Origin of the sequence: Serratia sp. OLAL2, from assembly GCF_002752475.1 — a bacterium.
In the GTDB taxonomy this organism is placed as follows: Bacteria; Pseudomonadota; Gammaproteobacteria; order Enterobacterales; family Enterobacteriaceae; genus Serratia; species Serratia bockelmannii.
The window spans coordinates 252644-266644 of record NZ_MSTL01000001.1 but is presented as its reverse complement, the minus strand read 5'-3'; the positions used below and the strand labels follow the sequence as shown (position 1 = coordinate 266644).

The window sequence follows — 14001 nt, the reverse complement described above, 5'->3', positions numbered from 1 at the left end:
ATGGACATGTCTCAGATGACGCCGCGTCGCCCGTATCTGCTGCGGGCGTTCTACGACTGGTTGCTGGATAACCAGCTGACGCCGCACCTGGTGGTCGACGTGACTCGCCCGGATGTTCAGGTGCCGAAGGAGTTCGCGCGTGATGGCCAGATCGTGCTGAATATCGCGCCGCGCGCGGTAGGCAACCTGGCGTTGGGCAACGAAGACGTGCAGTTTAACGCACGTTTCGGCGGCGTGCCGCGTCAGGTTTCGGTGCCGATGGCAGCCGTACTGGCGATTTATGCGCGTGAAAACGGCGCCGGCACGATGTTCGAACCGGAAGCCGCCTACGACGAGAGCGAAGGCGTGTTCGAAGGTCTGGACAATGAGACGATCCCTTCGGAAACCCTGATGTCAGTGATCGACGGCGATCGCCCGGATACCGCGGAAGATGACGGCCCGGACGACGAACCGCCGCAGCCGCCGCGCGGTGGCCGCCCGGCGCTGCGCGTGGTGAAATAAGCCCGCGTGAACAAACGAAAAAGCACCCCGTGGGGTGCTTTTTTTTGCCCGGACGAAGCGGATCAGCCTTTCAAGGCGGCAATGCAGGCATCGCGCGGCGCGCTGAGATCGCCTACGCGCACGGTGGACAGCGCGTGGGCTGCACGCTCACGGAAGCTGGTGATGGCGGTGTCGCCTTGCACTTCCGGTGGCGCGGTGCAGATGTCATTGAGCGGCAGATCGTTGCCTTTGTTGAGCGCCTGCAATACCGCTGCCGGGTTGTAGATCAGGGCCGCGGAGAGGGCAGATTTAATGCCGGCGGTAAATCCGGCATTGCCGCCGCCGGCCAGCTTGGGCGCCAGAGCAATCCAGTTGTCGTCCCCCAACCGGATGCTGTTTTCCACGGCGCTGAACTGCCCGGCCTTGCCCAACTGCGCCACGACCGGCCGCGCGCCGCGCGCTTCGATATTGTAACCGACCTCCTGCGAATCCAGCGCCAGGGCTGAGGCGCTGAAACTGACGGCCAGCAGCGCGCCGGCCAACAGGGAAATGGAGCATTTCATGTTCGCTATCCTTATCTCGGTGTCAGGCGCAGCCGCGCCCTGCAATGGTGCTAACTCAATACTATAGCGCGTTGAGGCAGTGAGGAGAGGGGCGGTTGTTACAAAGCGTGGCCGGTTAAAACAAAGGCCCGGCAACGTGCCGGGCCTTTGGCGGTACGGAAGGTTTACACTTCCAGGTAGTTCATGATGCCATCAGCCGCTTTGCGGCCTTCGGCGATCGCCGTCACCACCAGGTCGGAGCCGCGGACCGCGTCGCCACCGGCGAAGATTTTCGGGTTGCTGGTCTGGAATGCGTTGTCGCTGCCTTCCGGCGCCACGATGCGGCCCTGTTTATCGAGCTGCACGTCGTGCGCCGCCAGCCAGTCCATACGGTGTGGGCGGAAGCCGAACGCCATCACCACCGCGTCGGCGTCGATAACGTGTTCGGAACCCGGTACCTGCTCCGCCGCCTGACGGCCGTTGGCATCCGGTGCGCCCAGCTGAGTGCGCACCATTTTCACCCCGGCCACGCGGCCGGCGCTGTTCAGTTCGATGCTCAGCGGCTGCAGGTTGAACTGGAAGTCCACCCCTTCTTCCCGCGCGTTCTTCACTTCGCGCTTGGAGCCCGGCATGTTGGCCTCGTCGCGGCGGTAGGCGCAGACGACCTGCGTCGCGCCCTGACGCACCGAGGTACGCACACAGTCCATGGCGGTATCACCGCCGCCCAGCACCACTACCCGCTTGCCTTCCATGCTGACGTAAGGCTCGTGCTGCTCGGTTTCATAGCCCATCAGCTGCTTGGTGTTGGCGATCAGGAACGGCAGCGCGTCGTACACGCCCTGCGCTTCCTCATTCTCCAGGCCGCCGCGCATCGACTGATAGGTACCGACGCCGAGGAACACCGCATCGTACTCGCTCAGCAAGGTCTCCATGCTGATGTCTTTGCCCACTTCGGTGTTCAGCTGGAACTCGATGCCCATCTCGCTGAAGATGCCGCGGCGTTTGACCATCACTTCCTTTTCCAGCTTGAAGGCCGGGATACCGAAGGTCAGCAGGCCGCCGATCTCAGGATGACGGTCATACACCACCGCTTTGACGCCGTTGCGGGTCAGCACGTCGGCGCAGGCCAGCCCGGCAGGGCCGGCACCGACGATCGCCACGCGCTTGCCGGTCGGCTGCACGTGCGACATGTCCGGCTTCCAGCCCATTTCGATGGCCTTATCGCTGATGTAGCGCTCGATATTGCCGATGGTGACCGCGCCGAACTCGTCGTTCAGGGTGCAGGAGCCTTCGCACAGGCGATCCTGCGGGCATACGCGGCCGCACACTTCCGGCAGGCTGTTGGTCTGATGCGCCAGGTCCGCCGCTTCCATGATGCGGCCTTCGTTGGCCAGTTTCAGCCAGTTCGGGATGTAGTTGTGCACCGGGCACTTCCACTCGCAATACGGGTTGCCGCAGGACAGACAGCGGTCCGCCTGGGCCTTGGCCTGGGTTTCCGAAAACGGTTCGTAGATCTCGACGAACTCGATTTTGCGGATCTTCAGCGGTTTCTTTGGCGGATCAACACGCTGCAGGTCGATAAATTGATAAACGTTCTGGCTCATTAATGACCTACCTCTTACTGCGCCTGCACCCGCAGCTCGGCTGCGGAGCGGCTACGGTGACCCAACAGCGCTTTGACATCGCTAGACTTCGGTTTGACCAGGGCGAACTTTGGCGCCCACTCCGGCCAGTTGGCCAGGATCTCTTCCGCGCGGGAAGAGCCGGTCGCCTGCACGTGTTCGGTGATCAGGCCGCGCAGGTGCTCCTCATGGATCGCCAGCTGATCGACATCCAGCACTTCCACCAGCTCCGGATTCACGCGCTTGCGGAACTCGCCATCTTCGTCCAACACGTAGGCAAAGCCGCCGGTCATGCCGGCACCGAAGTTGATGCCGGTTTTACCCAGCACACAGACGATGCCGCCGGTCATGTATTCGCAGCCGTTGTCGCCGATGCCTTCCACCACGGTGATGGCGCCGGAGTTGCGCACCGCGAAGCGTTCGCCCGCGCGGCCGGCAGCGAACAGCTTGCCGCCGGTGGCGCCGTACAGGCAGGTGTTGCCGACGATACTGGCTTCATGGCTGCGGAAGGCGGAGCCGATCGGCGGACGCACTGCGATGCTGCCGCCGGCCATGCCTTTGCCGACATAGTCGTTGGCATCGCCGGTCAGGGTCAGCTCGACGCCGCCGGCGTTCCAAACGCCGAAGCTCTGCCCGGCGGTGCCGGAGAAGTGCGCCTTAATAGGATCGGCCGCCATGCCCTGATCGCCGTGCACGTCGGCGATCGCGCCGGACAGCATGGCGCCCACGGAGCGGTCGGTGTTGCGAATGTCGAAGTAGAAGGTTTTACCCTGCTTCGCTTCGATGTACGGCTGCGCCTGCGCCAGCAGCTCTTTGTTCAGCAGGCCCTTGTCGAACGCCGGGTTGCTGCTTTCGGTGCAGTACACCGCTTTGCCCGGATGCGGCGTGGCGGTTTTCAGCAGCGGCGACAGATCCAGCTTGTTCTGCTTGGCGGAGATGCCGTCCAGCTCGGTCAGGAACTCGGTGCGGCCGATCAGATCCACCAGTTGGCTCACGCCCAGTTGGGCCATGATCTCGCGGGTTTCACGCGCGATAAACTGGAAGTAATTCGTCACGCGTTCCGGCAGGCCGTGGTAGTGATCGCGGCGCAGCTTGTCGTCCTGAGTCGCGACGCCGGTCGCGCAGTTGTTGAGGTGGCAGATGCGCAGGTATTTGCAGCCCAGCGCCACCATCGGCCCGGTGCCGAAGCCGAAGCTTTCCGCGCCCAGGATCGCCGCTTTGACGATGTCCACGCCGGTTTTCAGGCCGCCGTCCACCTGCAGGCGGATCTTGTGGCGCAGGCCGTTGGCCACCAGCGCCTGCTGGGTTTCCACCAGGCCCAGTTCCCATGGGCAGCCGGCATATTTCACCGAGGACAGCGGGCTGGCGCCGGTGCCGCCGTCGTAACCGGCGATGGTGATGAGATCGGCATAGGCTTTCGCCACGCCGGTGGCGATGGTGCCCACGCCCGGCTCGGACACCAGTTTCACCGAGATCACCGCCTTCGGGTTGACCTGCTTCAGGTCGAAGATCAGCTGCGCCAGATCTTCGATCGAGTAGATGTCGTGGTGCGGCGGCGGGGAGATCAGCGTCACGCCCGGCACTGAATAACGCAATCTGGCGATGTACGGAGTGACTTTGTCGCCCGGTAGCTGGCCGCCTTCGCCCGGCTTGGCGCCTTGCGCGACCTTAATTTGGATCACGTCGGCGTTCACCAGGTAGGCCGGCGTCACGCCGAAGCGGCCGGAGGCCACCTGTTTGATGCGCGACACCTTGTTGGTGCGGTAGCGTGCCGGATCTTCGCCGCCTTCGCCAGAGTTGGAGAAGCCGCCGAGACCGTTCATGGCGATCGCCAGCGACTCGTGCGCTTCCGGGCTCAGTGCGCCGATCGACATCGCCGCGGTGTCGAAGCGTTTGAACAGCGACTCCGCCGGTTCGACCTGATCGACCGGGATCGGTTCACCTTTCGGCGTGATGGCCAGCAGATCGCGCAGCATGGCGATCGGTCGCTCGTTCACCAGCTTGGCGTAGGCCTGGTAGTCGCTGTACTCGCCGCTGTGCACCGCTTTTTGCAGTGAGTTCACCACGTCCGGGTTGTAGGCGTGGTATTCGCCGCCGTGTACGAACTTCAGCAGGCCGCCTTGCTCCAGCGGTTTGCGTTTCAGCCAGGCGCGCTTGGAGAGGTTCTGCAGATCCTGCTGGAAGTCGCTGAAGCTGGCACCGCCGATGCGGCTGACCACGCCCTGGAAGCACAGATCCGCCAGATCGCGGTGCAGGCCGACCGCTTCGAACAGCTTGGAGCAGCGGTAAGAGGCGATGGTCGAGATGCCCATCTTGGACATGATCTTGTACAGGCCTTTGTTGATGCCGTTGCGGTAGTTCAGCATCACGTCGCGGTATTTCTTGTCGATCGCCTGGCTGTCCACCAGCTTGGCCAGGGTTTCATAGGCCAGGTACGGGTAGATGGCGGTCGCGCCGAAGCCGAGCAGCACGGCGAAGTGGTGCGGATCGCGGGCGCTGGCGGTTTCAACGATCAGGTTGGCGTCGCAGCGCAGGCTCTTCTCCACCAGGCGGGTTTGCACGGCGCCCACAGCCATCGGAGCCGGTACCGGCAGGCGGCCGGGCGCGATGGCGCGGTCGGACAGCACCAACAGCACTGCGCCTTCGCGCACCTTGCGTTCCGCTTCGTCGCACAGGGCGCGAATGGTCTGCTCCAGATCCTGCTGCTGCGGATCGAAGGTCAGATCGAGCGTCTCGGCGCGATAGTATTCGCCTTCCAGCGTGGTGAGCTGTTTGAAATCGGAGTACAGCAGGATCGGCGATTTGAAGCTCAGGCGGTGCGCCTGGCCTTCGGCTTCGCAGAACACGTTCATTTCACGGCCGATGCTGGTGGCCAGCGACATGACGTGCGCTTCGCGCAGCGGATCGATCGGCGGGTTGGTGACCTGCGCGAACTGCTGGCGGAAGTAGTCGTAAACGATGCGCGGCCGGCTGGAGAGCACGGCGAACGGGGTATCGTCGCCCATCGAACCGGTGGCTTCCTGGCCAATCTCGCCCAGCACGCGGATCACCTGATCCAGCTCTTCGCTGCTGTAGCCGAACTGTTTCTGGTAGGTTTCGAGCTGCGCGTCGTCGAGCTCGCGGCTGCCGACCTGATCGTCCGGCAGATCTTCGAACGGCACCAGACGTTTGACGTTTTTCTCCATCCACTCTTTATACGGGTGGCGGCTTTTCAGATCGTTGTCGGTTTCCGCTGAGTGCAGGATGCGGCCGCTGCGGGTGTCGATCACCATCAGCTCGCCGGGGCCGACGCGGCCTTTTTCCACCACTTCATCCGGCTGGTAATCCCAGATGCCGACTTCGGAGGCGCAGGTGATCAGCTTGTCTTTGGTGATCACGTAGCGCGCCGGGCGCAGGCCGTTGCGATCGAGGTTACAGGCGGCGTAGCGGCCGTCGGACATCACGATGCCGGCCGGGCCGTCCCACGGCTCCATGTGCATCGAGTTGAAGTCGAAGAAGGCGCGCAGATCGCCATCCATGTCCGGGTTGTTTTGCCAGGCCGGCGGCACCAGCAGGCGCATGGCGCGGATGAGATCCATCCCGCCCGCCAGCAGCAGCTCCAGCATGTTGTCCAGCGAACTGGAGTCGGAGCCGGTTTCGTTGACGAACGGCGCGGCGGCCTGCAGATCCGGGATCAGCGGCGTTTGGAATTTGTAGGTACGGGCACGCGCCCATTGGCGGTTGCCGGTGATGGTATTGATTTCGCCGTTGTGCGCCAGGTAGCGGAACGGCTGCGCCAGCGGCCAGCGCGGCACGGTGTTGGTGGAGAAGCGCTGGTGGAACAGGCAAATGGCCGACTCCAGGCGCAGGTCCGCCAGATCGAGATAGAAGCGCGGCAGATCCGCAGGCATGCACAGGCCTTTATAGATCGTCACCAGGTTGGAGAAGCTGCAGACGTAGAAGCTGTCGTCCTGCACGCGTTTCTCGATGCGGCGACGCGCCACGAACAGGCGGCGTTCCATATCGCGCGGGCGCCAGCCGGCCGGGGCGTTAACAAAGATTTGCTCGATGCGCGGCAGGGAGGAGAGGGCGATCTCACCCAGCACGTCCGGGTTAGTCGGCACTTCGCGCCAGCCGACGATCGACAGCGTTTCGTTTTGCAGCTCTTCTTCCACGATGCGGCGGCTGAGGCGCGCTTCCTCTTCATTCTGGCTGAGGAACATCATGCCGACGGCGTAGTTCTTGGCCAAACGCCAGCCGCGCTCTTCCGCCACCATGCGGAAGAAGCGATCGGGTTTTTGCAGCAACAGGCCGCAGCCGTCGCCGGTCTTGCCGTCGGCCAGGATCGCGCCGCGGTGCTGCATGCGGGCCAGCGCGTGAATGGCGGTGCGCACCACCTTGTGGCTAGGTTCGCCTTCTATGTGGGCGATCAGGCCGAAACCACAGTTGTCCCTCTCTTGGGATTTATCGTACAACATATCGTGAACCTCCCCAGGCTCTGCGTGACTCTCACAACCTACTGCGAGGGGGCTTCCCAATTTCAGGCAGAAGTCCAATCAGCAAGTTAACCCCGCCAATCTGCTTTTCCGCCCTCCATCAATGGCCTCTCGTGACGGTCTCACAAGTGGTATAGGACTTGTTTTAAGAGGGAGTCTTCAATTACTGCATAAATATGACGAGACGTTTGCCCGTCCAGAAAGCTTCCAGCGGACTTCCAACTTAGCGAGAAAGAATTCGCAGGTCAAATGTGGGCTTAAGATAGATCCTTATCGAATTAATGATGTTTATTTATTTGATAAATAAGTAATTTAATGCATTTTTGCACTGTCGTGGGGCAACACCGATCCCCGCAGAAGTGTGAGCTGTCTCACTATAGTGCAACCCCTTAATCTCTGCACCATGCTAGTGCGGGGGTTAATGCCAGAATTTTATTCTATAAGATATTGCTTGGCTGATGTTTATGACTATTTTTCACCGTGTTGTCATATTGCCGTTAACGGTTGCGTGACGATTAGAATAATTCATCAGAATTATAGTGAATTGATTTGCGTTTATGATGAATAGTTATGCCTGGTGGCGCCTTGCGGGGAAAGCGTTGATCTCTGTCATCGCGGGAAAAGCCGTTTCTTATTAGCATCGCGGCTTTGAACACAGAGAATCACCAAGATTATGCAGTTGCCGCAATTAGTCAATATGTTTGGCGCAGATCTCCAGCGCCGCTATGGCGAAAAGATCCATAAACTCACGCTGCACGGCGGATTCAGCTGCCCTAACCGCGACGGCACGTTGGGGCGCGGCGGCTGTACGTTCTGCAATGTCGCCTCGTTCGCCGATGAAGCGATGCAGCGCCAGAGCATCGACGAACAGCTGGCGCAACAGGCCGCGCGGGTCGATCGGGCGCGGCGCTATCTGGCCTATTTCCAGGCCTATACCAGCACCTATGCGCAGATCGAACGGCTGGCGTCGATGTATCGGCAGGCGTTGGCGCAGAGCGCCATGGTCGGCCTGTGCGTCGGCACCCGGCCGGACTGCGTGCCGCCCGCCGCGCTGGATCTGCTGGCGGGATACCGCGAGCAAGGCTATGAAGTGTGGCTGGAGCTGGGGCTGCAGACGGCGCACGATAAAACGCTGAAGCGCATCAATCGCGGCCATGATTTTCGCTGTTATCAGCAGACGGCGCGGCTGGCCCGGCAGCGCGGGCTGAAGGTGTGCTGCCATCTGATCGTCGGGCTGCCGGGAGAAACTCAGCGCGATCATCTGCTCACGCTGCAGCGGGTGGTGGAGACTGGCGTGGATGGCATCAAACTGCATCCGCTGCACGTCGTGACCGGCAGTACCCTGGCCCGCGCGTGGCGCGCCGGGCGCTTATCCGAACTGGCGTTGGAGGACTACGCCGTCAGCGCCGGGGAGATGATCCGCCACACGCCGGGCGAGGTGGTGTATCACCGTCTTTCCGCCAGCGCCCGTCGGCCGACGCTGCTGGCGCCGCTGTGGTGCGAAAACCGCTGGAGTGGCATGCAGGCGGTCGGTGCTTATCTGCAACAGCGCGGTGGGCAGGGCAGCGCGCTGGATGAAAAGTGGCGCTACCGCCCTGGAATCCCGCTCTGAAGTGCAATCTTTGCCACACTTCGGCGTTTGCCGCCTTATCTCACCGCGGTTTTACGGTATGATTCAAAAGATTGTGTCTGATGGGAGCCGCTATGAAGCAAATCCGGGTGTTGGCCCAGTACTACGTTGATTTAATGGTGAAACTGGGGTTGGTACGCTTCTCGCTGCTGCTGGCCTCGGCGCTGGTGGTGCTGGCGATGGTGGTGCAGATGGCGGTGACCATGCTGCTGCGCGGCGAAGTGGAAAGCATCGACGTGGTGCGTTCGATCTTCTTCGGCCTGTTGATCACCCCGTGGGCGGTCTATTTTCTCTCGGTGGTGGTGGAACAGTTGGAAGAGTCGCGCCAACGGCTGGCGCGGCTGGTGGACAAGCTCGAAGAGATGCGCCACCGCGATCTGGAGCTCAATCAGCAGCTCAAAGACAATATCAGCCAGCTGAATCAGGAGATTGCCGACCGTATCAAGGCGGAAGAAGAGCGCCTGCAGGTGATGGAAAAGCTGACCGAAGAGATGGAACAGCGCGAGCTGGCGCAGATTGAGCTGGGCCAGCAATCGGCGCTGTTGCGTTCCTTCCTCGATGCCTCGCCGGATCTGGTCTACTACCGCAACGAAGACAAAGAGTTCTCCGGCTGCAACCGCGCGATGGAGCTGCTGACCGGCAAAAGCGAGAAGCAGCTGATCGGCCTGACTCCGTTCGATGTCTACGGCCAGGAGATCGCCGAAAAGGTCATTGAGACCGACGAGAAGGTGTTCCGCCACAACGTCTCGCTGACCTACGAACAGTGGCTGGTGTATCCCGACGGCCGCAAAGCCTGTTTCGAGCTGCGCAAGGTCCCGTTTTACGACCGGGTGGGCAAACGCCACGGGCTGATGGGCTTCGGCCGCGATATTACCGAGCGTAAGCGCTACCAGGACGCGCTGGAGAACGCCAGCAGGGAGAAGACCACCTTTATCTCCACCATCAGCCACGAGCTGCGTACGCCGCTTAACGGCATCGTCGGCCTGAGCCGCATCCTGCTCGATACCGAGCTGAATGACGAGCAACTGAAATACCTGAAGACCATCCACGTCAGCGCCATCACCCTCGGCAATATCTTCAACGACATTATCGAAATGGATAAGCTCGAGCGGCGCAAGGTGCAGCTCGACAACCAGCCGGTGGACTTCACTGGTTTCCTGGCAGATCTGGAGAACCTCTCCGGCCTGCTGGCGCAGCCGAAAGGGCTGCAGTTCATCATGGATCCGCAGACGCCGCTGCCGCAGCAGATCGTGACCGACGGCACGCGCCTGCGGCAGATCTTGTGGAACCTGATCGGCAACGCGGTGAAATTTACCCAGCAGGGGAAAATCGTGGTGCGCGTGCGGCGCGAGGCGCAGGAGAAGTTGGTGTTCGAGGTGGAAGATTCGGGCATGGGCATCCCGCAGGACGAGCAGGACAAGATCTTCGCCATGTATTACCAGGTGAAAGATCAGCGCGGCGGCCGTCCGGCCACCGGCACCGGCATCGGGCTGGCGGTCTCCAAGCGGCTGGCGCAGAGCATGGGGGGTGACATCACCGTGCGCAGCGAACAGGGGCACGGTTCTTGCTTCACTCTGACCATCCAGGCGCCGGCGGTGCAGGAAGCCGTCAGCGAGGTATCGGAGGAAGAGGAGCTGCCGTTGCCGGCGCTGCACATCCTGCTGGTGGAGGATATCGAACTGAACGTGATCGTGGCGCGATCGGTGCTGGAGAAATTGGGCAACAGCGTCGATGTGGCGATGAACGGCCACGATGCGCTGGCGATGTTCGACCCGGACGAGTTCGATCTGGTTCTGCTGGACATTCAACTGCCGGACATGACCGGGCTGGATATCGCCCGGGCGCTGCGCGAACGCTATGCCGGGCAGGCGCTGCCGCCGCTGGTGGCTTTGACCGCCAACGTGCTGAAAGACAAAAAAGAGTATCTCGAGGCGGGCATGGACGATGTGCTGAGCAAGCCGTTGTCGGTGCCGGCGCTGACCCAGGTCATCAAACACTATTGGGATCATCAACCTTCTCACACTTCAAAGAAAACGGAGCACAAGGCGATGCAGATTAATGAGTCGTTACTCGATACCGCGATGCTGGAACAGTACATGGATCTGGTTGGCCCGCAGCTGATCCACCAAAGCCTGGAGATGTTCGAACAGATGATGCCGGGCTACCTGGCGGTGCTGGACTCCAACATGACGGCGCGCGATCAGAAAGGCATCACCGAGGAAGGGCACAAGATCAAGGGCGCCGCCGGTTCGGTCGGTCTGCGCCATCTGCAGCAGCTGGCGCAGCAGATTCAAACGCCGACGCTGCCGGCCTGGTGGGATAACGTGCAGGATTGGGTGGATGAGTTGAAGCAAGAGTGGCGCAACGATGTGCAGGTACTGCGGGCTTGGGTTGAGAACGCTGAAAAAAAATGACCCCGACCTAAGCCGGGGTGCGCGAATATTGCGCCAACACCAGGGAAATTGTGAACCTGCGTATTGGTTTCAGTGTTCTGGTCGAGCAGGTTGTTGCGAATTCCTAAACATCATACAGCCAACAACATAGCAAATGTAAGCGCTCTTGTTAGAAGATTCATTAAAATGTGTGATGTAGATTAGTGTTTGTCAACTCAGAGCACGAACCAGTTGACAGCAGCGACAGGAGTAAGAGTGATGAAAAAGGTGGGTGTAGTCCTCAGCGGCAGCGGCGTTTATGACGGTACGGAGATCCATGAAGCGGTGCTGACGCTGCTGGCGTTGGACCGTGCCGGCGCCCAGGCGGTGTGCTTTGCGCCTGATAAACCACAATGCCATGTTATTAATCACTTATCGGGTGAGGAGATGGCGGAGTCGCGCAATGTCCTGATTGAATCGGCGCGCATTGCCCGCGGGGCAGTGCAGCCGCTGGCGCTGGCGGAAGCCGCCCAGCTGGATGCGCTGATCGTGCCCGGTGGCTTTGGCGCCGCCAAGAATCTCAGCAATTTCGCCGAAGCCGGCGCGGAATGTTGGGTCGATGAAGATTTGGCGCGTCTGACGCGCGAGATGCATAAGGCCAACAAACCAATTGGCCTGATGTGTATCGCGCCGGCGCTGTTGCCGAAACTGCTGGATCAACAAGCGCGGCTCACCATTGGCAACGATCCGGACCTGGGGGAAGTGATTGACGCCATGGGCGGCGAGCCGGTGATTTGTCCGGTGGACGACATCGTGGTGGACAGCGAGCACAAGATCGTGACTACGCCAGCCTATATGCTGGCGCCGTCGATCGCGCAGGCGGCCCTCGGCATCGATAAGCTGGTGGCGCGGGTGCTGGAACTGTCTGAATGAGAAAATCGCTCGGCGGATGGCGGCGGCTGCGCCCGTGGTATTGGCTGAAGCGCGGTGTCATCGCGATTATCGGCCTGTGGGTGTTGGGCATTGTGCTCTTTGCCTTCCTGCCGGTGCCGTTTTCCGCCGTGATGGTGGAGAGGCAAGTCAGCGCCTGGCTGAGCGGCGACTTCGGCTACGTCGCCCATTCGGACTGGGTGTCGATGGACGATATCTCGCCGCAAATGGCGCTGGCGGTGATGGCGGCGGAGGATCAGAAGTTTCCAGACCATTGGGGCTTCGATGTGGCGGCCATTGAAAAGGCGCTCAGCCACAACGAGAAACGCCCGACGCGCATCCGCGGCGCATCCACGCTGTCGCAGCAGACCGCTAAAAACCTGTTTCTGTGGGATGGCCGCAGCTGGCTGCGCAAAGGGCTGGAGGCCGGGCTGACGTCGGGCATCGAGCTGGTGTGGACCAAGCGACGTATTCTGACGGTGTATCTGAACATCGTCGAGTTCGGCGACGGGGTGTTCGGCGTGGAAGAGGCTTCACAGCGCTTTTTCCATAAGCCGGCCAAACGTCTGAGCGCGGCCGAAGCGGCGCTGCTGGCGGCGGTATTGCCGAATCCGCACCGCTTCAGGGCCGATGCGCCGTCCGGCTATGTGGTGCAGCGTCAACAATGGATTATCCGCCAAATGCGGCAACTGGGCGGGGAAGCGTTTTTACGCGAGAACAAGCTGGATTAAACGGGCGGGAGCGGCACGGTGCCGCTCCCGCCAAGCGGTTTATTTCACATAGGTAAAGGCGGTAGTGACGTGCTTCACGCCGCTGACCTGGCTAGCAATCTGCGCCGCTGACTGCCCTTCCTGCTGCGTGACCAGGCCCAGCAAGAACACTTCGCCGTTTTCGGTAGTAACCTTCACGTTGGACGATTTCACCGTATCGCTGGTGAGCAGCTGCGAACGCACCTTGGTGGTGATCCAGGTGTCGGAGGACGCGGTGCTCAGGCTGACCGGCGTGCCCTGACGGATCTCGTTATACACTTCGGTCGTGCCTTCCACGCCCATGGCGATCTGCTTGGCGCGCGCGGTGAGATCGGCGTTAGGCGACTGGCCGGTCAACAGCACTTTGCCCTGATAGGCGGTGGCGACCACCCGGGCATCTTTCTTCAACTGCTGGTCTTTGCTCAGGGCGCTTTCGACCCTGGCTTCCAGCGTGCCGTCATCCACCTGGGTTCCGACGCTGCGCGGGTCGGTGGCGGTTTTGGTTGCGACGGCTGCACTACCGACGACGACGCCGGCGATACAGCCTTGCAACAGCAGGGCGCTGGACAGCACTGCAAATGTGGCTTTTAGCTTCATCTCAGTTCCTTAATCGTCCTGGTGGGGGAATAACGTATTGTCTATCAGGTCGCACAGGCAGTTTACGGTCAGCATATGCATTTCCTGAATGCGCGAGCTGCGGTGCGACGGGATGCGGATCTCGACATCCTGCTGGCCGAGCAACCCGGCCAGTTCGCCACCGTCGTAGCCGGTGAGCGCGACGATGGTCATATCGCGCGTCACGGCCGCCTCGACCGCTTTCACAATATCACGGCTGTTGCCGCGGGTGGAAATCGCCAGCAGCACGTCACCGGTGTGCCCAAGTGCGCGCACCTGCTTGGCGTACACTTCGTCGTGCAACCGATCGTTGCTGATCGCCGTCAGCACCACGTTGTCGGCGTTGAGGGCGATGGCTGGCAGGCTGGGGCGCTCGGTTTCAAAACGGTTGATCATGCTGGCGGCGAAGTGCTGCGCGTTGGCCGCCGAGGTGCCGTTGCCGCAGCACAGGATTTTGTTGCCGTTGAGTAAGGATTGAACCAGCGTCATCGCAGCGCGGGAAATGGCGTCCGGCAGTGCTTCCGCCGCCGCGATCTGGGTTTGGATGCTTTCGGTAAAACAGACTTTAATTCTATCCAGCACGTTG

10 protein-coding genes are annotated in these 14001 nt (G+C 61.2%); 5 read left to right on the top strand and 5 right to left on the bottom strand.

Features of this window, described 5'->3' with window-relative positions; all coding sequences use genetic code 11:
- Complete coding sequence (sspB, locus tag BVU99_RS01255; protein ID WP_099816646.1) at window positions 1–501, top strand: ClpXP protease specificity-enhancing factor; 501 nt, start codon at window positions 1–3, stop codon at window positions 499–501.
- A gap of 62 nt (window positions 502–563) precedes the next feature.
- Here the strand turns inward: sspB and BVU99_RS01250 are convergent, their stop codons facing one another.
- The 3 genes from BVU99_RS01250 to gltB form a co-directional block, all read right to left on the bottom strand.
- On the bottom strand, window positions 564–1043 hold the full coding sequence (locus tag BVU99_RS01250) for a hypothetical protein (RefSeq protein WP_025304364.1): 480 nt from the start codon (window positions 1041–1043) through the stop codon (window positions 564–566).
- Window positions 1044–1207: 164 nt separating this feature from the next.
- Entirely contained in the window at window positions 1208–2626 is a 1419-nt protein-coding gene (locus BVU99_RS01245) for a glutamate synthase small subunit (RefSeq protein WP_043141970.1), read from the bottom strand.
- A gap of 14 nt (window positions 2627–2640) precedes the next feature.
- Window positions 2641–7101, bottom strand: coding sequence for a glutamate synthase large subunit (gene gltB / locus BVU99_RS01240; protein ID WP_025304362.1), 4461 nt, complete (start codon window positions 7099–7101; stop codon window positions 2641–2643).
- A 691-nt stretch (window positions 7102–7792) separates the two neighbouring features.
- Between gltB and BVU99_RS01230 the strand changes: the two genes are divergently transcribed.
- From BVU99_RS01230 to mtgA, 4 genes are all read left to right on the top strand, one after another.
- Entirely contained in the window at window positions 7793–8731 is a 939-nt protein-coding gene (locus BVU99_RS01230) for a TIGR01212 family radical SAM protein (RefSeq protein ID WP_049208324.1), read from the top strand.
- Between the two features lie 92 nt (window positions 8732–8823).
- Window positions 8824–11163, top strand: coding sequence for an aerobic respiration two-component sensor histidine kinase ArcB (arcB, locus tag BVU99_RS01225; protein ID WP_025304360.1), 2340 nt, complete (start codon window positions 8824–8826; stop codon window positions 11161–11163).
- Window positions 11164–11400: 237 nt separating this feature from the next.
- On the top strand, window positions 11401–12054 hold the full coding sequence (gene elbB, locus BVU99_RS01220; protein ID WP_043141979.1) for an isoprenoid biosynthesis glyoxalase ElbB: 654 nt from the start codon (window positions 11401–11403) through the stop codon (window positions 12052–12054).
- Entirely contained in the window at window positions 12051–12782 is a 732-nt protein-coding gene (gene mtgA / locus BVU99_RS01215; RefSeq protein WP_049208328.1) for a monofunctional biosynthetic peptidoglycan transglycosylase, read from the top strand. Before elbB ends, mtgA begins: the two co-directional genes overlap by 4 nt.
- 39 nt (window positions 12783–12821) lie before the next feature.
- Here mtgA and dolP read toward each other — a convergent pair whose 3' ends face one another.
- Together dolP and diaA are read right to left on the bottom strand one after the other, a co-directional pair.
- Entirely contained in the window at window positions 12822–13397 is a 576-nt protein-coding gene (dolP, locus tag BVU99_RS01210; protein ID WP_004937101.1) for a division/outer membrane stress-associated lipid-binding lipoprotein, read from the bottom strand.
- A gap of 9 nt (window positions 13398–13406) precedes the next feature.
- Window positions 13407–13997 (bottom strand): DnaA initiator-associating protein DiaA, encoded by a 591-nt coding sequence (gene diaA / locus BVU99_RS01205; protein ID WP_004937103.1) that lies wholly within the window; start codon window positions 13995–13997, stop codon window positions 13407–13409.
- Between the last annotated feature and the right edge of the window lie 4 nt (window positions 13998–14001).